Origin of the sequence: Stappia stellulata DSM 5886 (assembly GCF_000423705.1) — a bacterium.
Classification (GTDB): Bacteria; Pseudomonadota; Alphaproteobacteria; order Rhizobiales; family Stappiaceae; genus Stappia; species Stappia stellulata.
The window spans coordinates 743,392-764,058 of the sequence record NZ_AUIM01000004.1 but is presented as its reverse complement, the minus strand read 5'-3'; the positions used below and the strand labels follow the sequence as shown (position 1 = coordinate 764,058).

Here is a 20,667-nt window from a genome sequence, read left to right as displayed (position 1 = left end):
GCGGTGCTAGCCGATCTGACAGCCTGGCTCTACAGCGTCTTCATCGAGCGTTTCGACGGCTGGGTGGCGCTCGGGTTCGTCGCGCAGGCGATGTTCATGATGCGCTTCGTGGTGCAATGGGTCGCGTCCGAACGGGTCGGACGCTCCATCGTGCCGGTTGCCTTCTGGTTCTTTTCCATCGCCGGCGGAAGCCTGCTGTTCGTTTATGCGATCCAGGTCGGCGACCCTGTGTTCATCGCGGGCCAGGGCCTCGGCCTGATCATCTACCTCCGCAATCTCTGGCTGATTTTCCGCGAAAAGCGTCGCGATCCCGACGTTTGATACGGCCATCGGCACGGCGCGAAAGCAAGCGCCCGCAACCCCGGTGCGAAGCGCTGGGGCCGCGGGCGGTTGTCGGTGGGCGGCGGCTCAGCCCTTGAGCGCCGCGAAGCCGGCCTCAAGGTCGGCACGAATATCGGCAATGTCTTCCAGACCGACATGCAGGCGGACACTCGGACCGCCCTCCGGCATCGGCGTTGCGCTGCGCATGCCCTTCAGCCGCACGGGGATCGCCAGGCTCTCGAAACCGCCCCAGGAATAGCCAAGCCCGAAGAGGCGCAGCGCATCCAGGAAGGCATGGCTTTGCTCCGGTGTCACATCGTCGGTGAAGTCGAAGGCGAAGAGGCCGGAGGCGCCGGAGAAATCGCGGCGCCAGATCGCATGGCCGGGATCTTCGGGCAGGGCAGGGTGGCGCACCCGGGCGACCTCCTCGCGGGTCTGCAGCCAGCGGGCGATCTCCAGACCGCTTTCCATGTGCTGGCGCAGTCTAACGTGCATGGTGCGCAGTCCGCGCAGACCGAGGAAGACGTCATCCGGTCCGACATGGATGCCGAGCGCGCCGGCGGTCGCGTCGAGCGCCTCCAAGGCGCGCGGGCTTGCCGCCACCGTTCCCAGCATCGCGTCGGAATGGCCGACGATGTATTTGGTTCCCGCCTGGATCGACAGGTCGACGCCATGGGCAATCGGCTGGAAGTAACAGGGCGTCGCCCAGGTGTTGTCCATCACCACCAGCGCGCCGCCGGCATGGGCGGCCTCTGCAATCGCCGGAATGTCCTGCATCTCGAAGGTGAGCGACCCTGGCGCTTCGGTCATCACCGCCTTTGTGTTCGGCCGCATCAGCGCGGCGATGCCTGCGCCCACCAGCGGATCGTAATAGTCGACCTCGATGCCCAGCCGCCTGAGCGTCGTCTCCGCCAGATGCCGTGTCGGCCCGTAGGCGCTGTCGGCGATCAGCACGTGATCGCCCGACGACAGGCAGGACAGCAGCGCCAGTGCCACGGCGTTCAGCCCGCAGGAGGCAAGCTTGGCGCCGGCCGCGCCTTCAAGCTCTGCGATGGCGTCTTCCAGCGCGTCGGAGGTCGGGTTGCCCCGGCGGGCGTAATGATAGGCCTGTTTGCCCGACAGCATGGTCGCGGTGTCTGGAAAAAGCACCGTCGAGGCATGGGCGACGGGTGGATTGACGAAGCCGTGAAAGTTGCTCGGCGCACGGCCGGCCTGGGTCAGGCGTGTCGCGAGACCGGCACGGCTGTTCGACTGGGAGGCGGACATCATCTTCCTTTCGGAATGGCTGTTTGTATTTTCGGATTGTGAAAAGATTTTCACAATTCGCAGGTGGCATGACGCTGCGCCCCTTGACCCTTAGCCATAAATGCCATCGAATGCACCCGTGAGATAACGGTGGCATGTTTGACGACCTGAAAACAACAATGGTCGCGGCACTGCCGGGAGGGGAATTCCAGTGACACCAATGCTGCGCATGGTTGCATGCTGTATCCCTTGCACGTGATCTCGGACGAACCCGATATTCAGACAGGGCAAAAGAGAAGGCTGCATATCCATGACGAAGAAATTTCTGACGATCGCGCTTGGCGCCGCGCTAGGGTTGAGCGCCACGGCCGCTTCCGCCGCGACGCTTGACGATGTCAAGGCCAAGGGCTTCCTGCAGTGCGGTTCGAACACCGGCCTTGCCGGCTTTGCCGCTCCGAACGACGCCGGCGAATGGACCGGCCTCGATGTCGACACCTGCCGCGCCGTCGCGGCCGCGATTTTCGACGATCCGGAAGCCGTCAAGTTCACCCCGCTGACCGCCAAGGAGCGCTTCACCGCGCTGCAGACCGGCGAAGTCGACGTGCTGGTGCGCAACACCACCTGGACCATGACCCGCGACACCACGCTCGGCCTGAACTTCACCGGCGTGAACTATTACGACGGCCAGGGCTTCATGGTGCGCAAGAGCCTCGACGTGACGTCGGCGCTCGAATTGTCCGGCGCTTCGGTCTGCGTGCAGACGGGCACCACCACGGAGCTGAACCTCACCGACTACTTCAAGGCCAATGGCATGGAGTATCAGCCGGTGGTGTTCGAGAAGCTGGAAGAGGTCAATGCGGCCTATGATGCCAACCGCTGCGACGTCTACACCACGGACGCCTCGGGCCTTTATTCGATCCGTCTTCAGCTGACGAATCCGGGCGACCACGTCGTGCTTCCGGAGATCATCTCCAAGGAGCCGCTCGGTCCGGTGGTGCGTCAGGGCGACGACCAGTGGTTCAACCTCGTCAAGTGGACGCTGTTTGCCATGGTCAACGCCGAAGAGCTGGGCGTGACCTCGGCCAATGTCGAAGAGATGAAGGGCTCCGACAACCCCAGCATCAAGCGCCTTCTCGGTGTTGACGGCAAGTTTGGCGAGTCGATCGGCCTGTCCAACGACTGGGCCGTGCGCATCATCAAGCATGTCGGCAACTACGGCGAGATGTTCAACAAGAACGTCGGCCCGGACACCCCGCTCGGCATCGAGCGCGGCGTGAATGCGCTGTGGTCGAAGGGCGGCCTGCAGTACGCCCCGCCGATCCGCTAATCACGGCTTACGATCCGGACCCGGCGCCTGGCGCCGGGTCCATTTGCATCACTTTCCGGAAACCTGAAAAATCAGGCCATAAACGCCCGAAAACGGGCGGGAGTATCGGGCCGGTGACAGACCGGTTCGGGCGAGGGGATACAGTCTGACATGACACCTGTGAGCTCTGCCACGGGCGAGCATGCGGGCGACGAAGCTGGGACATCCTGGTTCTACAACCCGCGGGTGCGCGGGATGATCTTCCAGTTGCTCGTCGTCGCCGCCCTTCTTGGGGTGGTTGCATTCTTTGCCTATAATGCAAAGACCAATCTCGAACGGGCCGGCATCGCCTCCGGCCTCGGCTTCTTTTCCGAACGTGCCGGCTTCGACATTTCGCAGACGCTCGTGCCCTATACGAACGACAGCACGTATTTCAGGGCCTTTCTTGTCGGCCTCGTGAACACCCTGCTGGTGGCATCGATCGGCATTCTCATCGCGACGGTGATCGGCTTCATTGTCGGCGTGGCGCGGCTTTCCAAGAACTTCGTGATCCGCCAGCTTGCGCAGCTCTACGTCGAGATCCTGCGCAACGTTCCGCTGCTGCTGCAGCTGCTGTTCTGGTACAAGGCGGTGCTGTCGGTCCTGCCGTCGCCGCGCCAGTCCCTGGAGCCGGTCTCGGGCGTGTTTCTCAACAACCGCGGCCTCATCCTCCCCGAGGTGATCGGACAGCCGGGAAGCGGACTGATCGGCTATGCGATCCTCTCCGCGATCGCCGGCGCCTACGGCATTTGGCGCTGGGCGCGCAAACGCCAGCTCGCGACCGGCAAGCAGTTTCCCAGCCTTCTGGTCGGCATCGCCCTGATCGTCCTGCTGCCGCTGTTGACCTTCTTCGTCACCGGCATGCCCGTCGATCTCTCCTATGCGGAGCTGAAGGGCTTCAACTTCGCCGGAGGCACCGTCGTCAATCCCGAGTTCATGGCATTGCTTCTCGGCCTGTCGCTCTACACGGCCGCCTTCATCGCGGAAATTGTGCGCGCGGGCATTCTCGCCGTCTCCCACGGCCAGACGGAAGCCGCCTTTTCGCTCGGCATCCGTCCCCGGCGCACGCTGCAGCTCGTTGTGATTCCGCAGGCGATGCGGGTGATCATCCCGCCGCTGACCAGCCAGTATCTGAACCTGACGAAGAACTCGTCGCTGGCGGTGGCGATCGGCTATCCCGACATCGTCGCGGTCTTCGCCGGGACAGTGCTTAACCAGACGGGCCAGGCGGTCGAGGTGATCATCATCACCATGCTTGTCTATCTGACGATCTCGCTGTCCACGTCGGCCTTCATGAATTGGTACAACCGCCGTGTGGCGCTGGTGGAGAGGTAAGGGCGATGGATACGGGTTCAGTCGCCTATGTGCGCACCGAGGACGCGCCGCAATACGCGCCGCCTTCGACAAAAACGGGTGCCGTTGGCTGGATGCGCGACAATCTGTTCGATTCCGTCGCAAATTCCATCCTGACGATTGTCGGCATCGCCATTCTGGCCTTGATCGTGCCGCCGGTGATCAACTGGCTGTTCATCGACGCGGTCTACACCGGTGACAGCCGGGATGCCTGCGTCGTGGAAGGGGCGGGCGCCTGCTGGGCTTTCGTCAACGCGAAGTTCGGCCAGTTCATGTACGGCCGCTATCCGTTCGAGGAGCGCTGGCGGGTCGATCTCACGGGGATCCTGCTGATCGCGGGACTGGTTCCCGCCGCCATCCCGCAGGTTCCGTTCAAGCGCGAGACGGTGCTTTATCTGATCGTGGTCTTCCCGATCGCCGGCTTCGTGCTGCTGACCGGTGGCAATGTCGACATCTCGGCCGGTTTCTGGGTCAGCTATGCGACGCTTTCGGGCGGGCTGCTCGCCATTGTCGCAGCGGTCTGCATCAACGCGAAGCTGCCGCTGGCGAGACCTCTGATCGGGGTCGGCCTTGGCGTTGCCGCGGTGGCATTGGTCTTCGCCATCGCGGCCTTCGACTTCGGACTTGTGTATGTCGAGACCCAGCTCTGGGGCGGATTGCTGGTGACTCTGGTCGTTGCCATTGTCGGCATCGTCGCCTCCTTCCCCGTCGGCATCGTTCTGGCGCTCGGGCGCAGGTCGCATCTTCCGGCCGTCCGGCTGATCTCGGTGATCTTCATCGAATTCTGGCGCGGCGTGCCGCTGATCACCGTGCTGTTTATGTCCTCGGTGATGCTGCCGTTGTTCCTGCCGGACGGCGTCAACTTCGACAAGCTTCTGCGGGCGTTGATCGGCGTCGCGCTCTTTGCCTCCGCCTATATGGCGGAAGTGGTGCGCGGCGGTCTTCAGGCGATTTCCAAGGGACAATACGAAGCCGCCGACGCGATGGGGCTGTCCTATTCGCAGGGCATGCGCCTGATCATTCTGCCGCAGGCACTGAAGCTGGTGATCCCGGGCATCGTGAACACCTTCATCGGCCTGTTCAAGGACACCAGCCTGGTGCTCATCATCGGCCTGTTCGACCTGCTGGGCATCGTGACGCTGAACTTCTCGGATGCGAACTGGGCGTCGCCGAACACGCCGGCCACGGGCTTCATCTTCGCGGCCTTCGTGTTCTGGATCTTCTGTTTCGGCATGTCGCGCTACTCCATGTACATGGAGCGGCGGCTGCACAGAGGGCACGCGCGTTAGCGCGTGTCCGTTCGCCGACCGGCATTCCACGCCACTTCGCCTTGCTTATTCAGGTTTGGAGCAACTAGACATGACCGACACTGCAGCCGCCGCCGTCACCCGTCCGACGATGCATATCTCGGACACCGACGTCGCCATCGAAATCAAGGACATGAACAAGTGGTACGGGGATTTCCACGTGCTGCGCGACATCAACCTCAAGGTCATGCGCGGCGAGCGCATCGTGATCTGCGGGCCGTCCGGCTCCGGCAAGTCGACGATGATCCGCTGCATCAACCGGCTCGAGGAGCACCAGAAGGGTCTGATCGCGGTTGACGGGATCGAACTGACCGACGACCTCAAGAAGATCGACGAGATCCGCCGCGAGGTCGGCATGTGCTTCCAGCACTTCAATCTCTTTCCGCATCTCACGATCCTGGAGAATTGCACGCTCGCGCCGATCTGGGTGCGCAAGATGCCCAAGGCCAAGGCCGAGGAAATCGCGATGCACTATCTGGAGCGGGTCAAGATCCCCGAGCAGGCGAGCAAGTACCCCGGCCAGCTTTCCGGCGGCCAGCAGCAGCGCGTGGCGATCGCCCGTTCGCTGTGCATGAGCCCGAAGATCATGCTGTTCGACGAGCCGACCTCGGCGCTCGATCCGGAGATGATCAAGGAAGTGCTCGATGTCATGGTGAGCCTTGCCGAGGAAGGCATGACCATGTTGTGCGTGACCCACGAGATGGGCTTCGCGCGCCAGGTCGCCAACCGGGTGATCTTCATGGACGCGGGCATGATCGTGGAACAGAACGAGCCGGAGCAGTTCTTTACAAATCCGCAGCACGAACGCACCAAGCTGTTCCTCAGCCAGATCCTGCACTGAGGAGCGGGCGGGCGGCGGTCCCCATATCGACGGCTGCGTGCCGCAAGCGCGCGACGACGGCGGGGGTGGACAGGTGAAACGGGCGGCGCCGGTGCATCGGCGCCGCCCGTTTCCGGTCATGGGGGAGGCTCCCGGAAGGCGGTTTCCCGAGCGCCGGCGATCGGATCAGGCCGGTTGACGCCCGGCCATCAGCAGCTTGAAGACGTCGACAGGGCGATAGGGATACTCCAGAAAGTCATCGACGCCGGTCTCGACCAGACCGCTGCGCGTGCCGTCCGGGAGTTGCGGCGGGGCGAGCACCACGATTTTCCCGCGGTGAGGGGCGCCGCCGGGTTTCGTCAGGTTTTCCAGAAAATAATGCACCACCTTGCTGTAGACCAGCAGGACGATATCGGCGGACGTCAGGCCCTGCGGCCGTTTCGCCAGGCCCTCCTGCGGCACCAGGGTGACCTTGCAGCCGAGTTCGTCGAGGGCGGAGCGGATCGGTTCGGTGATCTTCGGATTGGAACTGACGATGACGATCTCGAGCGGTCCCCTGGAGCGGGTCATCCGGCGCACCGCCTGCTCGATCTTGCAGAGTTGCTGCTTGTGGGCGTTGCTGATGCGTTCGACCTCCTTCAGCCGGGTCTCGACGGTGGCCAGCAACATGTCGTAGTCGATCGGTTTGGTCAGATAGTCGTCGGCCCCCAGGCGTTTGCCCTTGATGATGTTCTCGCGGGTGGCGAGCGCGGTCAGGAAGATGAAGGGCACGCCGGTGAATTCCGGATGGTCCTTGCGCACGCGGTCGAGCAGGTCAGGGCCGTTCATGACCGGCATCATCACATCGCACAGGATGAGATCCGGCTTGCTCTGGATGAGGGCGTCCAGCCCTTCCTTGCCGTTGCTTGCAGTGACGACCTTGTAACCCGCATCCTCGAGCTCCTCCTTGATGTCCTTGAGCAGGAGGGGTTCGTCCTCAATACAAAGAATCGTTTTTGTGTTCATGATGCCGCCTTGCTCGAACTTGAGAGTGCCATTTCGTTCCGCGGGTCGGGGAGGTGGACCTCCACGGTCGTGCCGTTTCCGACGGTGCTGGAGACCACCAGTTTCCCGCCGTGTTCGGTGACGATCATGTTGGCCATGTGCAATCCGATCCCGGTGCCGGCGATGCCGCTTGCGGTTGTCGCGCGATAGTAGCGATTGCAGATTTTCGGGATCTCGGAGGTCGGGATGCCGACACCGCGATCGGTGACGCTGATGACGGCGTGCCGGCCGTTGGCGCCACCGCGCACCTTTATCGGGCCGCCGCCGGGCGAATACTTGATTGCGTTCGACACGATGTTGTCGAGAGACTGTTCAATGAGGCTTGCGTCGATGCGCGAGGTTTCGGGCAGGCCGGAGAGATCGACATCGATCTGATGCGTGGTGCAGACCTGCGTGTGACGCGTGCAGACGGCCTCGACGAGCGCGTGCAGCAGCGTGTCGACGGGCTCGATCTCGAGTGCACCCGATTCGCCTTTCGAAAAGCGCAGGAAGCGGTTGATCAGATATTGCATCCGTTCGACGGATTCGCGGATGTGGCCGAGCCGTTCCACCAGGATGCCGGGATCGAGCGGCTGTCCGTCGCCGCGGGCCAGCGCCGCCTGCAACCGGCGCAGGAGGCGCTGGGCATTGCTGTCGATGATTGCAAGCGGTGTGCGGAATTCGTGCGATGCCATCGACACGAACTCGCGTTGCATCTCGTTGATTTCCTGTTCGTGGCGCAGCATTTTCACCAGCTTGTCGGTGTGCCGCTGCAAGGTGCGGTGCTGCTTCTTGAAGGTGGTGATGTCGGTGAACTTGTAGGTTACCGTTCCGTCGTCTCCGGTGGGCCGACAGCTGACCCGATACCAGACGGCCTGGCCGAAGCGGAACTCGCTTGGAATCTCCGGATCCTGGTCCAGCCCCTCGAGTGCCTCGACCAGTCCCGCGGGACCGTAACGGCTCAGGACCGGGAGGATTTCGGCGTCTTGGCGACCGAAATCCTCGCGATAGGGAAACAGGCGCTCGAAGGTCTCGTTGGCGAGGACGATGCGCCCGTCGCAACCGACGATGACCAGTCCGTCACGCACCGCATTGACCGCGTTGACAAGCATGTCGTGGCCCTTGCGCAGCTCGGCCGTGCGGGCTTCCAGACGCTCCTCGAGCCGGTCCCGTGCATCGGCGAGGTCCCGTTCCTGGCGCCTGAGCTCGGTAATGTCGGAATAGATGGTGACGAAACCGCCATCCTCCATCGGCGTGCCCTGGACGCGCAGGACCGTCCCGTCCGGGCGGGTGCGCTCGAAGTCGTGAGCTTGGCGCTGCGCGGCCAGTTCGAGACGGCTGCGGACCTGCTGCTCCCGGTCGCCGGGACCGTAGTCGCCGCGTTCGGCGTTGAAGCGGAACAGGTCTTCCATTGTCGGCATGCCCGCGAGCATCTCGTCGGGAATGCCGAGCATTCCCAACGCCGTGTTGTTGGCGATGACCAGACGCAGATCCGCATCGAAGACCGTGACGCCTTGGTGCACGCTGTCAAGAAGGTGATGCAGGACGGGGTACACCGTGCCTTGGTTAGCAACATGATGACGCATGTGACCAATTCCTTTTTAGGTCACTTACGTTGAGTCAGGTAAATAGGGAGCTAATTCTTCCGGAATGTTTGTTGATCTTCGACGTTAGGGAAATTCCGGGTAATCTGCGCCGGTCGAATTTTAACGATCCGCTTCACCTGTCCGGCATCAGGCCTGCGTCCCCATACCCTGACGAACGACACCGCACTGCCCCTGACGAACGACACCGCACTGCCGGGCTCGCTCCAGCCCGGCAGCGCGGTGTCGTGTCGCGGCTTGTGCCGGTCAGGGCGCGGTGAGCGCCTGCGCCGGGACGATGGCGGCCCGGGACGGCATCTTGCGTCCGCCTTGCGCCCAGAAATAGGACTGGCGTTCTTCCGTCGGGGTACAATTGTAGCGCTCCCGGTAGCATTTGGTGAAATGCGAGGTCGAGGCGAACCCGCAGGCGATGGCGACGTCCAGCACCGCGCGGTTGGTGCGGCGCAACAGGTCGCGGGCGGTTTCCAGACGCAGCTTCAGGTAATACTGACCGGGCGTGCAGTCGAAGTGCCTGCGGAAAAGCCGCTCGAGTTGCCGGGGGCTGAGGCTCACCGTCATGGCGAGCTGCTGGCACGACAAAGGATCCTCGATGTGCAGGTCCATGATCCGGATCGCGTCGAGGATCTTGATGTTGGAGATGCCCGTGCGGCTTTCCAGGTCGTGGCGTTGCGCGCTCTCGCCGGAGCGCATGTTCTGGTACAGCGCCACCTCGGCGACCTCATGCGCCAGATAGGCGCCGTGCTGGATCGCGATCACCCGCAGCATCATGTCGAGCGCGGCCATCCCGCCGGCGCAGGTGATGCAATTGCGGTCGATGGCAAAAAGATCCCCTGACACCTCGATATCCGGGAATTCCTCGCGGAACGAACGCAGGTTCTCCCAGTGGATCGTGCAGCGGCGGCCGTCGAGCAGGTTGAAACGGGCAAGCACAAAGGCGCCCGTACAGATCGCACCATAGGTACGCCCGCGGGAGTTCAGTTTTCGCAGCCGTGTTCCGAGTTCGCGCGGCAGCGGCGTGCGCTCGACGTCGACGCCCGAACAGATCAGCGTGATGTCGGCGTCGTCGAGATCCGCGATGCCGCCATCGACCGACACGGTGCAGCCGTTGCTTGCCTCGACCCCGGCGCCATCCAGCGAATATGTTTTCCAGGAGTAGTACTGCTGCCCCAGAACCCGGTTGGCCAGACGTATCGGTTCAATCGTCGACGTGTAGGCAATGAGGGAAAACTGGTCGAGAAGGATGATCGCGACCCGCTGGATTTCGCTGTTGTTCGCTGCCGACATGTTTTTTGCCCGCTTCAAGATGGCCCGGAAGGATTCCCATTATATTTTCGTTCAGTCTGTGCCTCGCCGTTGGGGCTGTCAAATAAAATTCAAGGCAATACATGCCCCGTCATGTATCTAATTTTTGTATATATGCAACATCGGTTTTTTATTGAGAAATTGTTTTTCATGTCACGTATTTCCACACCGGAACTTCGAAATCGCACATTCGATCCATCGGTGTGTCCGGTTCTCGGGCCGCTCCGGGGAAATGCGTATCGGTTGCGCGCGCCCTTGAGAATTTCGGATCTGGACCCGGGCTGGTCCGAAAATCTCTCCGACCTTCCGCAAGGACCAAGCCGGAGGCCGTGGCGGCGGTCTTCTATTTGCCGTAGCCGGATTTGTTCTGTTCACGGGCGTTGCGCAAGGGGATGGCGGCGATCTTCAAGCCCCTGGAAAGCCCCTGCGGGCAGTTTCGGGGCGGGAGGGCTTGCGGGCTGCCTGTCGCGACCGCGCGCTTCCATGGGCGCATGAGGGGGTATGTCGGGGGGCTGTGCCGCCGGATTCGCGGTGCGTACGTCGTTTGAACGCCACTACGTCAAGGATCTGGCGGTCAACGCGCATCCGGACGCCGTGCGGGCGTTCAATGCGACGCCGCCGGTGCGCCGCAAGTTCTTTGCCGGAAGCCGCGGTGCCTATCGGGCCGGGCATCACTATGTCGTCGCGCCTCAGCGCTGGGAGCGGACCGTGGACGGCAAGGTGTGGGTCGGCGTTTTCGCCCATGAGATCGGCCATGCCATCGACCTCCACGGGCGCGGTCCGCGCGGCGGCAGGTCGCTGTGGCTGGCGCCGGCAATCCGCCGTGACCGCGCCGCAATGCCGCCGCGCCCGCAGCCGGACTTCGGACGGCCGCGGCGCGGAGAATTCGAGCGGGCGCTTTGCGCATTCCCCGATGCGGCGCGCGCGGTGCTTCTGGCATGGCTTCCGGCGGACGGCGCGGCGGGGCGTTTTGCCGTTGCATGGGCGGACGGGCGGCTGGAGGAGGCGATCGGCGGCTTTATCCGCCTGCGCCGCACGACTGCGGTCGTGTCCGCTTGCCGGGAGGACGCACGGCTGCAGCTCTATGCGCTGGCAAAGGTCGGGGATTTCATCGGCGCGGTCTACGACGGGCGGCGCGGCGGCGGGCATGCGCGCACCTATTACCGCGAACTTCCGCCACTCATTGGGCCGTCGCTGACCGTCGGCCATCCGGCGGAGGCGTTCGCCAATGCCTACGTCTGCGACGTGATCACGGGCATGGAGCTTCTGTCGTTCCTGGTCGCGAGCGCGGCGCCGCACACGCACGCGGCCTATCGTGTCCTGCTTCGCTGCATCGGGGAGGGGCGCTGTGCGCCGTCGCCGGACGATTTGCCCGTGCCCGCCGTGTAGCGCGCCCGAAGGCAACGAGCCGGCATGTCCGGTCAGGGTATTTGCGGTCGTCGAAGGGAATGGTGGGCGATACTGGGATTGAACCAGTGACCTTTCCGGTGTGAACGGAACGCTCTCCCGCTGAGCTAATCGCCCGCGCCTCGTGCGGCTGGTTGCGGCTTTCTAATGGAGGTCAGGGAGGAGCGCAAGGTGGTTTCGGGTCTGCCTGCGGATTTATCAACACATCGCCGGTGCGGCGACGAAGCGTCCGGCAATGCTACTGGACGGAGCGGCGGCCGGAGTTCGGCACGGATTTGATCGGGATCGCGGCGACCGTCTCGATCGACGCCTGCAGGCCGTTGTCGCGCATGTAGGTGCCAATCAGCTGCAGCGCCCCGTCGACGTCGCCTTCGAACATGCAACGGTTGATTTCCGTTGAAATGAACATGCGAGAGTTCGTGCTGGGTTTCATGGCGTCCTCTGTGCGGCGCTGCATCGAGCAGTCGGAAGGCAACAACCGGTGCATAGCGTGATTCCCCAACAAATCTCCGGGAAAGCCGGCCGGGATCCGAAAGGCCAATGCCTGGCGTGCGAGAGTGCATTTAACGTGCAGAATACACGTCAACGCAATTCAAGATTGCTCCCCGGCGGTTGTATTCTCCAAGACGGTTTATGGGGCGTTAGGCTTGGGGTCCGCAAATGTGGCTGACATGACACGGAAAATGGCGATGCATGGCGAAATGGGCGCGGCGCTCGGGCCGGGGCCGGTCGCGGACGCTGAGGATGCGCCGCGAAGCCGTTTTCTTGTCCGTCGGTCTTCACGAAGATCGGGGCTCTTCTTCGTCGCGAAAGGCGCGCGGCACGTCTCAGGGCACCAGGCCGAGGGCCGCGAGCGTTTCCGGCAATGTGTGAAACGCCGAAATGACGGCGTCGGGTCCAAGCTCTGCCACGGGAATTGCGGTGTAGCCGAAGGTGACGGCGATGACCGGGATCTGCGCGGCGCGGGCGGCGTCGATGTCGGTCTTGCTGTCGCCGATCATCACGGCGCGCGCGGGCCGGCCGCCGGCGCGGCTGATCGCGCCGAGCACCGGTTCGGCATTGGGTTTTGAAAGCGGGTAGGTGTCGCCGCCGACGAAGGCGTCGATGCCGGCGCTCAGGCCGAGCGTGTCCAGCAGCCGGCGGGCCAGTGTTTCTCTCTTGTTGGTGCAAATCGCGATGCGAAAGCCGCGCGCCCGGAGCGCGGTCATCGCCTCGACGGCACCTGGAAAGGGGCGGCTCTCGACGGCGATGTTTGCCCGGTAGTGGTCGATGAAAGCGTCCTGCAGCCTGTCGAGCAGCGCGCTGTCCGGTGCGACGACGCCGTTCAGCTCAAGTCCTTTTCCCAACAGCGCCCGGGCGCCATGTCCGAAGAGATGGCCAAGGCTTTGCGTCGTCACGCAGGCGTGTCCTTCGCGCGCAAGCACCGCGTTCAGGGCGTTGACCAGGTCATGTTTCGTGTCGACAAGCGTGCCGTCGAGATCGAACACGAGGACGGTCGGGGTCATGGGCGGCTCCGGTTGAAAGGGCGCGCCGTTATATACGCAAAACTCTCCGGGCCGAAACATGCTTACAGCTTGTAGGCGGTGCGGAAGCCGCCCCAGTGGTGCCCGTCGAGCACGATCGGGGCATCGACCTCGCGCATCCACACGATGGTCCCGTTGCCCATGTCGCGCGGATAGGTCTGGACCAGGAAGGGGCGGGTGTTTCGCGCCGCGCTCAGGCCGGCGCGGTCGTCGAAGATGCGTTTGTTTCGGCAGTTCGCCGCGTTCCAGGCCGGATCGTCGGCGCGTTGCGGCCTGGAATAGATCATGTTGTGGACGGGCAGGTAGCCGTTGCGGTCGACGGTGGCGCAAAAGGCCATGCCCGTCGAGGCGGCGAGGATTTCCTCCTGGATCGGCGGCAGAATGTCCTCGAGGACGGCGAGCGCCCGGTTTTCCATCTGCTGCGGATCGGTTCCCGCAATTGCCCGGTAGTCGGTGTCGAACAGCGCGTCCATCGTCAGGCGGCGTTCCTCCAGCGCTGCGCGCATCGCGGTTTCGACCCGTTCGGCGCCGCCACGGGCGCGCGCGATCAGCGGATCCAGTTGCCCGCGAACGTCGGCGAGCAGCGCCGCGACATTGGCGCAAAACGCGGCCGAAGGCTCCTGGAAGGCGCAGTGCAGGCCGTTTTCGGAAGTTGCGACAATTGCCAGATCGACGGTGCCGAGCCCATCGAGCTCCGCGGTGGCCGGGCCGCACTGGCTCCAGGTTTCGCCGTCCTGGGGCACCAGCAGCGCACCGCCTTCGGAAATGTCTCGGGTTTTTACCTTGAGGCTTGCGCCGCGCGCGGACAGGGTTCCGCAGCGCTCCGCCGGCAGGCGGTCGCCGGCGCGCCTGTCGCCAATCGCGGTCTGGCGGATCATCATGGTGAAGCGCTGGCCAAGGCCCGCGCCCAGCGCCATCATTCCCTCCGACGCGCCGCGGGCGGCCTCGCCGGCCCGTTCGGCGGTGTCGGTCGCGGAAGCGATGGTGTCGACCTTTTCGCTGACAGCACGCACGAAGTCGGCGGTCTGGCGGGCGGTTTCCCCGACCGAGCGCGAGGTCTCGAGCTGGTCGCCGACCTGGTCTGCCACCTTGGCGAAGCTCGGCAGGATTTCGCCGATCACCCCGATGATGCGGTTGACCGCCAGGATGCTGCCCTCGGCGGAGTGCTGCAGGCGGCCGATATTGGCGACGATCTCGTCGGTTGCCGTCTGGGTCTCCACCGACAGCGCCTTGACCTCGTTTGCCACGACCGCGAACCCCTTGCCGGCGTCTCCGGCCCGGGCGGCCTCGATCGTTGCGTTGAGGGCCAGAAGGTTGGTCTGCTTGGCGACATCGGAAATCAGCTGCACCACGCTGGCGATGTCGTCGATGGCGCCCTTGAGCTCCTCGATGCCGGCGTTGGCGGTGTCGGCGACCTCGCGGGCCTCCTCGGCGAGTTCCGAGGATGTGCGCACCTGCGCATCGATTTCGCCACTCGCCTCCGCCAGATGGGCGATTGCCGTCGAGAGGTCCTGCGCGGTGGTGTCGGCGTGGCGCGATTCCTCGCGAAGCGCTTCGGACTGGCCGCGAATGTCGGACAGCACGACGAGTTGTTCGCCGACCCTCAGTCCGAGCGCCTGTGCCTCATTGCCGATTTTCGCCGCCGCCGCCTGAAGATCCGTCTCCATCAGATCGAGCGTCAGCGATGTCTGGTGATCGCCGGCCAGCGATGTTGTGGTCACCTCGGCGTCGGGCGGGGTTTCCGGCTCTGTCACGACCTGCGAAATGCTTTTTTCCACGACGCCCTTGCGCTGTGAAACAGAAAAAAGGCGCATGACGATCCTCCCGGACGCGATTTTTGCTGGGCTGGCCAGCACCACAATACGTGCGATATTTAGATGTTCCGGTTGAAATTCCGGTTAACGCAACGTCGCTTTTGACGAATTGGCGGCGCGCCCTTTTTCGGCGTGTATTCTTTGCGGCTGCACCCCTGTGCTGGGTGTGGTCAGTGAGAATGCGCAGTCCCTTTGCCTTGCCGCCCCGCCATGCTACACCCGCCCCGCTGTTCCGCATCGCACGGGATCCGTGCGCGGGCGCGTTAACGAACGTCTTTGGACCGCGAATGTTTAAGGCCCGTTTCGGACCGGAATCATGAGCGGAATGCATGAGCGGGATTGAATGAGCGACGACTTCAAGCGACTTGCCGCCGTATCGGCCCTGGAAGAGGTCCGCAACGGCATGCGGCTGGGTATCGGCACCGGATCGACCGCCGAACATTTCGTGCGGGCGCTTGCCGAACGCGTCGCCGAGGGGCTCGAGATTGTCGGCGTCCCGACCTCCGAGCGCACCGCCTCCTTGTGCGAGAGCCTTGGCGTGCCGCTCGCCACCCTGGACAGTTGTCCGGAACTCGACCTGACCGTCGACGGCGCCGATGAGCTCGATGCCCGGCTGACCCTGATCAAGGGCGGCGGCGGGGCACTGCTGCGCGAGAAGATCGTCGCGCGCGCCTCGCAACGCATGCTGGTGATTGCGGACGAGAGCAAACAGGTCGCGACCCTTGGCGCGTTTCCGTTGCCGGTCGAGGTCGTGCCTTTCGGTCTGCGGGCCACGCGCAACGCCATCGAGGCGGCGCTTGCCACTTTCGGCCATGACGCGCCGATTTCGCTGCGCGGCGGGGACACGCCGTTCGTGACAGACGGGCAACACCATATTCTCGACATCGAACTGGGCCAGATCAAGGATGCCGGCGCGCTGTCGCGCGCGCTCCTCGATATTCCCGGTGTCGTTGATCACGGACTGTTCATCGGCATCGCCGATGCCGCTTATCTGGCCGGACCGGGAGGCGTGACCCGCCTCGTTCCGGTCACTTGAACCCTAGAAGGACCGCGGCGCGTTTCGCCAAGGGCGACCGCCTCTATGTCATGGAGTTTTCGATGTTTTCGACCCTTCGCCACAAATTGACTTCCGCAGCCTCCGCGCTGTTCCTGCTGGCGGCCGTTGCCGTGCCGGCGAGCGCGCAGGAGACCATCTCCGACGAGCACATCGCCGCCGCGCGCGAGACGGTCATGGCCGCCAATGCGATCCGCGCGTTCGACAATGTTCTTCCGCTGATGGCGGACCGCACGCGCACGCTCTTCATCCAGAGCAATCCGGCAAACACCACCGAGATCGACCTGGTGGTCAACGAGGTCGCGCTGAAGCTCGCCGAACGCCGTCCGGAGCTGAACCGGGTGGTCTACGAGGTGTGGGCCCGTCGGTTCTCCATCGAGGAGCTGAACCAGCTCGCCGAGTTCTACAAGTCGCCGCTCGGCCAGAAGTATTCCAAGGTCGAGCCGGAGCTCAGGGCCCTGTCGATCGGCGCGGCCAAGCAGTGGGGCGATGCCATTTCCACCGAGATGGTCACGCTGGTGCGCGAGGAGCTGAACAAGCGTCAGGCGCCGGAAGCCGAGACGAAGAGCGAATAATCGTCCGGGCTTTCCCCCAACGGCGCACCGGCGCAGGCAGTTGCTGCCGGCACGCATGCGCCGGTTGGCGCGCGTAACGGCACAAGACGAGGCATGGCATGAGCGACTTTGAGTACGACCTGTTTGTCATCGGGGGCGGGTCGGGCGGCGTACGCGCGGCACGGATTGCCGCCGGGCACGGCGCCAGGGTCGGGATCGCGGAAGAGTTCCGCTATGGCGGCACCTGCGTGATCCGGGGCTGCGTGCCCAAGAAGCTGTTCGTCTATGCCTCCAAGTTCTCCGAGGAGTTTGAGGACGCGGCCGGGTTCGGCTGGAACGTGGGAGCAAGCAGCTTCAACTGGGAACGGCTGATCGACGCCAAGGACCGCGAGATCGCGCGCCTTGAAAACGTCTATCGCCGCAACCTGGAACGCTCGGGCGTCGAGATGTTCGACAGCCGCGCGGTCCTTGAGGATGCGCACACGGTTCACATCATGTCGGATGACCGGCGGGTGCGGGCCAAAACGATCCTCATCGCCACCGGCGCGACGCCGAACGTCGATGCGGATCTTCCCGGCGGCGAGCATGTCATCACCTCCAACGAAGCCTTCCATCTGGCCGACTTTCCCAAGCGGGTGGTCGTCGCCGGCGGTGGCTATATCGCGGTGGAATTCGCGGGCATTTTCGCCGGGCTCGGTGCCGAGACGACGCTGATCTACCGGGGGGAGGAAATCCTGCGCGGTTTCGATGACGATCTGCGCAAGGCGCTTCACGAGGAAATGGAAAAGAAAGGCATCAGAGTCCTTTGTGGCGATGTCTTCACCTCGATCGAGAAGCGCGAGAGCGGTGATTTCGTCGGGCACACGAAGCTTGGCGAGGCCATCGAGGCCGACCGGATCATGTTCGCCATCGGGCGTCGTCCGAACACCGCGGGTCTCGGACTGGACGCCGCCGGCGTCGTGACTTCGGCCTCGGGCGCCATCGCGGTCGACGACCGGTCGCGCACCAATGTGCCGTCGGTCTACGCGGTGGGCGATGTCACCGACCGGGTCAATCTCACGCCGGTGGCGATCCGCGAGGGCCATGCCTTCGCCGACACGCTGTTCGGCGGCAAGAGCTGGTCGGCCGATCACACGATGATCCCGACAGCGGTGTTCTCGCAGCCGGAAATCGGCACCGTGGGCATGACGCAGGCCGAGGCCGTTGCCAAGCACGGGACCGTGGATGTCTACCGCGCGCATTTCCGTCCGATGAGGCACACGCTGTCCGGGCGCGACGAGAAGATGCTGATGAAGCTTCTGGTCGATCCGTCGAGCGACAAGGTGCTCGGCGTCCATGTGCTCGGTCACGATGCCGGCGAACTGGCGCAGGTGCTTGGCGTTGCCATGCGCATGGGCGCGACCAAGGCGGATTTCGATGCCACGATGGCCGTGCATCCCACCGCCGCCGAAGAGCTCGTCACCATGCGTGAGCCGACCGAGCGGGTCACGGCCTGAGCCATTCGGCGGTGGGTCGCCGGGTTTGAACATTGAGAACGCCTGGGGCGGGGTCTGAAGGATTTGAATCCGGACCTTGCGCCAGGCGTTTGTTTTTTCAGGTGAAGTCTTGATTCAAGTTGCGCGGCGGCGTCGAGCCCGTCGCGGGTTTGGCCATGTCGTGCCAGCCAGCCTTCCGTCGTCCGGGTATCTGCTTATTGACAGCATGTTGTCAAATCGTAAGCTTGTTGCATGAAGAGCACATCGGACAAGGGGCGCGCGGACGACAGCGCAAAGGCCCGTGACGCGACGCCTGCGCATTCGCCCGAAAGCGGGCTCGTGACGCAGGTGATCCTGGAAACCTTTCGCCTCAACGGGGCATTGCTTTCGGCGGGGGACGCGCTGGTTGGCGATCTTGGGCTGACGAGCGCGCGCTGGCAGGTGCTCGGGGCCGTTGCGCTGGAGGGCCGGCCGCTGTCGGTGGCGCAGATCGCCCGGCGCATGGGGCTGTCGCGGCAGGCGGTGCAGCGGGTCGTCAACGATCTGACGGCCGCCGGGCTTGTCGCCCTTGAGGACAATCCCGATCACAAACGCGCTCGGCTCGTGGTGATGACGGGCGCGGGGGAGGCCGCTTATGCCGAGGCCGACCGCCGCCAGATCGCCTGGGCGAAGGAGCTGTCCGAGGACCTTGGCGCGGAGGCGCTTGCCGCCTGCCTCGCCGTTCTGCGCCGGATTTCGGTACGTTGCGAAGGAGACCGTTGATGTCACATGCCAATCGGGCGCCTGGACCGCGCGCCAGTCGGCCGCTGTCCGTCTCGCCCCGCAAGATTGCCCATCGAACCGCCGGCCTGCTTGCCTTTGCGATGATCGCGACCTTCTGGGTCTCGACGGTCGTCTCTGAGCTTGTCGGATCGGCGCAGGCCGTCGCGGCCGTGAAGCAGGCGATCCTCTACGCGATGATCGTGCTCGTGCCCGCACTTGCGGTCGCCGGCGCCAGCGGGTTTTCGCTTGGCAAGGGGCGCAGCGGCGCGCGGATCGACGCGAAACGCCGCCGCATGCCGCTGATCGCGGCCAACGGGATCCTGATCCTCGTGCCGTCCGCCGTGTTTCTCGCGATGAAGGCGCGTGCCGGTATCTTCGACACGCCCTTCTATACGGTCCAGGCCGTGGAGCTTGTCGCCGGTGCGCTCAATCTCTTCCTGATCGGGCGAAACATCGCCGACGGGCTGGCCGTTTCCGGCCGCCTGCGGCGTGCGCGGCCCGCACACTAGCAGGGGGAGTGCCTTTGTTGCCCGACGGCGTCAGCGGTCGCGCAGGACCTTCAAAAGCGTGTCGATCTCGGCATGGGTGTTGTAGGCATGGACGGAGGCGCGCACCAGCGCTTCGAGCCCGCGCGCCGGAAGGTCGATGCGCGCCGATCCGGCACCGGAAACCGAGACGTTGATCCCGGCCTGTGTCAGCCGCGCCTTCGTGGCGGCCGGCGTCTCGCCATCGACCAGGAAGGTGACGATCCCGCAGCGTTTTTCGCCCTTGTCGTGCACGGCAATGCCGGGAAGCCGCGAGAGCTCGGCACGCAATGTGTCGCCAAGCTCCGAGATGCGGGCCTCCAGCCGGGCCATGCCGATCTTGCAGGCGAGCCGGGCGGCGACGCCAAGGCCGATCTGGCCGGCAAAGAAACGTTCCCAGTTTTCGAAGCGCCTGGCCCCCGCGACCAGCCGGTAGCGCTCCGCGTCCAGCCAGTCGGTCGATTCCAGGTCAACGAAGGGCGGCTCCAGCGTGTCCACGACCTCGCTGGAGACATAGAGGAACCCGGTGCCGCGCGGTCCGCGCAGGTACTTGCGGCCGGTGCCCGACAGCATGTGGCAGCCGATACGGGTGACATCGAGGTCGATCTGGCCGGCCGACTGGCAGGCGTCGAGCAGATAGAGCAGGCCGTGCCGGCGTGCGATTTCGCCAACGGCCTCCGCTGGATTGACCAGCCCTCCGAAGGTCGGAACATGGGTCAGCGCGATCAGCCGGGTGCGCGGTGTGATCGCCGTTTCCAGCGCGGCCAGATCGATCTGGCCGCTGGCATCGTCGTCGATCAAGTCGATCTCGATGCCGGCGCGCGCCTTCATCTGCAACAGCGCGACGAAGTTGGAGACGTATTCGGCCCGGCCGGTGATCACCCGGTCGCCGGGCTCGAAGGGGATGGAATAAAACGCCATGTCCCAGGCGCGGGTCGCGTTCTCGACATAGGCGATTTCGTCCGGACGCGCGCCGAGAAGAGCCGCGACGGCGGGGTAAAAGTCAGCCACGTCTGCTGCCGCCCGGTCCGCGGCCTCGTAGCCGCCGATGGTGGCTTCCAGGTCGAGATGGTCCTTCACCGCCGTGAGAACGGACGCGGGCATCAGTCCGGCGCCGGCGTTGTTGAAGTGGATCGTCGTCTCGCACGCAGGCGTTGCGGCGCGAAGGACGGCCGTGTCCGCGTCGCTCCAGGCGTTCGGTGCGCTGGTCATGGCTTTTTCGATCCTTTAGAAC

19 protein-coding genes and 1 tRNA gene are annotated in these 20,667 nt (G+C 64.3%); 11 read left to right on the top strand and 9 right to left on the bottom strand.

The genetic code is table 11. The features are described 5' to 3' along the window. Positions 1–3: 3 nt before the first annotated feature. Positions 4–321 (top strand): lipid-A-disaccharide synthase N-terminal domain-containing protein, encoded by a 318-nt coding sequence (locus tag G572_RS0103725; RefSeq protein ID WP_029057336.1) that lies wholly within the window; start codon positions 4–6, stop codon positions 319–321. 87 nt (positions 322–408) lie between these two features. Here the strand turns inward: G572_RS0103725 and metC are convergent, their stop codons facing one another. Continuing rightward, positions 409–1,590, bottom strand: a complete 1,182-nt coding sequence (gene metC, locus G572_RS0103720; RefSeq protein WP_208979008.1) for a cystathionine beta-lyase — start codon at positions 1,588–1,590, stop codon at positions 409–411. 286 nt (positions 1,591–1,876) lie between these two features. Here metC and G572_RS0103715 point away from each other — a divergent pair, with 286 nt between their 5' ends. The 4 genes from G572_RS0103715 to G572_RS0103700 all read left to right on the top strand — a co-directional run bounded on the left by G572_RS0103715 (position 1,877) and on the right by G572_RS0103700 (position 6,412). Then, positions 1,877–2,893: an amino acid ABC transporter substrate-binding protein gene (locus G572_RS0103715; protein ID WP_029057334.1), complete on the top strand. Its 1,017-nt coding sequence runs from the start codon at positions 1,877–1,879 to the stop codon at positions 2,891–2,893. A gap of 150 nt (positions 2,894–3,043) precedes the next feature. Further along, on the top strand, positions 3,044–4,246 hold the full coding sequence (locus tag G572_RS0103710; RefSeq protein ID WP_084649853.1) for an amino acid ABC transporter permease: 1,203 nt from the start codon (positions 3,044–3,046) through the stop codon (positions 4,244–4,246). A gap of 5 nt (positions 4,247–4,251) precedes the next feature. Beyond that, positions 4,252–5,553, top strand: coding sequence for an amino acid ABC transporter permease (locus G572_RS0103705; RefSeq protein ID WP_029057332.1), 1,302 nt, complete (start codon positions 4,252–4,254; stop codon positions 5,551–5,553). A gap of 70 nt (positions 5,554–5,623) precedes the next feature. Further along, on the top strand, positions 5,624–6,412 hold the full coding sequence (locus G572_RS0103700; RefSeq protein WP_029057331.1) for an amino acid ABC transporter ATP-binding protein: 789 nt from the start codon (positions 5,624–5,626) through the stop codon (positions 6,410–6,412). A 165-nt stretch (positions 6,413–6,577) separates the two neighbouring features. Here G572_RS0103700 and G572_RS25830 read toward each other — a convergent pair whose 3' ends face one another. From G572_RS25830 to G572_RS22340, 3 genes are all read right to left on the bottom strand, one after another. Next, entirely contained in the window at positions 6,578–7,396 is an 819-nt protein-coding gene (locus G572_RS25830; RefSeq protein WP_084649852.1) for a response regulator, read from the bottom strand. After that, on the bottom strand, positions 7,393–9,000 hold the full coding sequence (locus G572_RS0103690; RefSeq protein WP_029057330.1) for a sensor histidine kinase: 1,608 nt from the start codon (positions 8,998–9,000) through the stop codon (positions 7,393–7,395). The genes G572_RS25830 and G572_RS0103690 overlap by 4 nt, the downstream gene beginning before the upstream one ends. A gap of 264 nt (positions 9,001–9,264) precedes the next feature. Beyond that, positions 9,265–10,302, bottom strand: coding sequence for a GlxA family transcriptional regulator (locus G572_RS22340; RefSeq protein ID WP_037545231.1), 1,038 nt, complete (start codon positions 10,300–10,302; stop codon positions 9,265–9,267). A 549-nt stretch (positions 10,303–10,851) separates the two neighbouring features. Between G572_RS22340 and G572_RS0103680 the strand changes: the two genes are divergently transcribed. Next, the gene (locus tag G572_RS0103680) at positions 10,852–11,709 is read left to right on the top strand and encodes a hypothetical protein (protein ID WP_156884464.1); all 858 of its coding nucleotides are present in this window, start codon (positions 10,852–10,854) and stop codon (positions 11,707–11,709) included. Between the two features lie 60 nt (positions 11,710–11,769). On the opposite strand, the gene G572_RS0103675 is transcribed toward G572_RS0103680, so the two are convergent. The 4 genes from G572_RS0103675 to G572_RS22330 form a co-directional block, all read right to left on the bottom strand. After that, positions 11,770–11,844, bottom strand: a tRNA-Val gene (locus G572_RS0103675). 121 nt (positions 11,845–11,965) lie between these two features. Next, positions 11,966–12,136, bottom strand: a complete 171-nt coding sequence (locus G572_RS22335) for a hypothetical protein (protein ID WP_156884463.1) — start codon at positions 12,134–12,136, stop codon at positions 11,966–11,968. 418 nt (positions 12,137–12,554) lie between these two features. Continuing rightward, positions 12,555–13,232: an HAD-IA family hydrolase gene (locus tag G572_RS0103660; protein ID WP_029057328.1), complete on the bottom strand. Its 678-nt coding sequence runs from the start codon at positions 13,230–13,232 to the stop codon at positions 12,555–12,557. A gap of 62 nt (positions 13,233–13,294) precedes the next feature. Next, positions 13,295–15,064 carry a methyl-accepting chemotaxis protein gene (locus G572_RS22330; RefSeq protein WP_051241544.1) on the bottom strand — a complete coding sequence of 590 codons (1,770 nt, stop codon included), beginning with the start codon at positions 15,062–15,064 and terminating at the stop codon, positions 13,295–13,297. A 343-nt stretch (positions 15,065–15,407) separates the two neighbouring features. Here G572_RS22330 and rpiA point away from each other — a divergent pair, with 343 nt between their 5' ends. The 5 genes from rpiA to G572_RS0103630 all read left to right on the top strand — a co-directional run bounded on the left by rpiA (position 15,408) and on the right by G572_RS0103630 (position 19,418). Beyond that, positions 15,408–16,100, top strand: coding sequence for a ribose-5-phosphate isomerase RpiA (rpiA, locus tag G572_RS0103650; RefSeq protein WP_029057327.1), 693 nt, complete (start codon positions 15,408–15,410; stop codon positions 16,098–16,100). A gap of 62 nt (positions 16,101–16,162) precedes the next feature. Then, on the top strand, positions 16,163–16,693 hold the full coding sequence (locus tag G572_RS0103645; RefSeq protein ID WP_029057326.1) for a DUF2059 domain-containing protein: 531 nt from the start codon (positions 16,163–16,165) through the stop codon (positions 16,691–16,693). Positions 16,694–16,791: 98 nt separating this feature from the next. Continuing rightward, positions 16,792–18,168: a glutathione-disulfide reductase gene (gor, locus tag G572_RS0103640; RefSeq protein ID WP_029057325.1), complete on the top strand. Its 1,377-nt coding sequence runs from the start codon at positions 16,792–16,794 to the stop codon at positions 18,166–18,168. 231 nt (positions 18,169–18,399) lie between these two features. Next, positions 18,400–18,909: a MarR family winged helix-turn-helix transcriptional regulator gene (locus G572_RS22325; protein ID WP_084649850.1), complete on the top strand. Its 510-nt coding sequence runs from the start codon at positions 18,400–18,402 to the stop codon at positions 18,907–18,909. Next, positions 18,909–19,418: a hypothetical protein gene (locus tag G572_RS0103630; RefSeq protein ID WP_245566144.1), complete on the top strand. Its 510-nt coding sequence runs from the start codon at positions 18,909–18,911 to the stop codon at positions 19,416–19,418. The genes G572_RS22325 and G572_RS0103630 overlap by 1 nt, the downstream gene beginning before the upstream one ends. Before the next feature lie 30 nt (positions 19,419–19,448). On the opposite strand, the gene G572_RS0103625 is transcribed toward G572_RS0103630, so the two are convergent. Continuing rightward, the gene (locus tag G572_RS0103625; RefSeq protein WP_029057323.1) at positions 19,449–20,645 is read right to left on the bottom strand and encodes an aminotransferase class V-fold PLP-dependent enzyme; all 1,197 of its coding nucleotides are present in this window, start codon (positions 20,643–20,645) and stop codon (positions 19,449–19,451) included. Positions 20,646–20,667 lie beyond the last annotated feature (22 nt).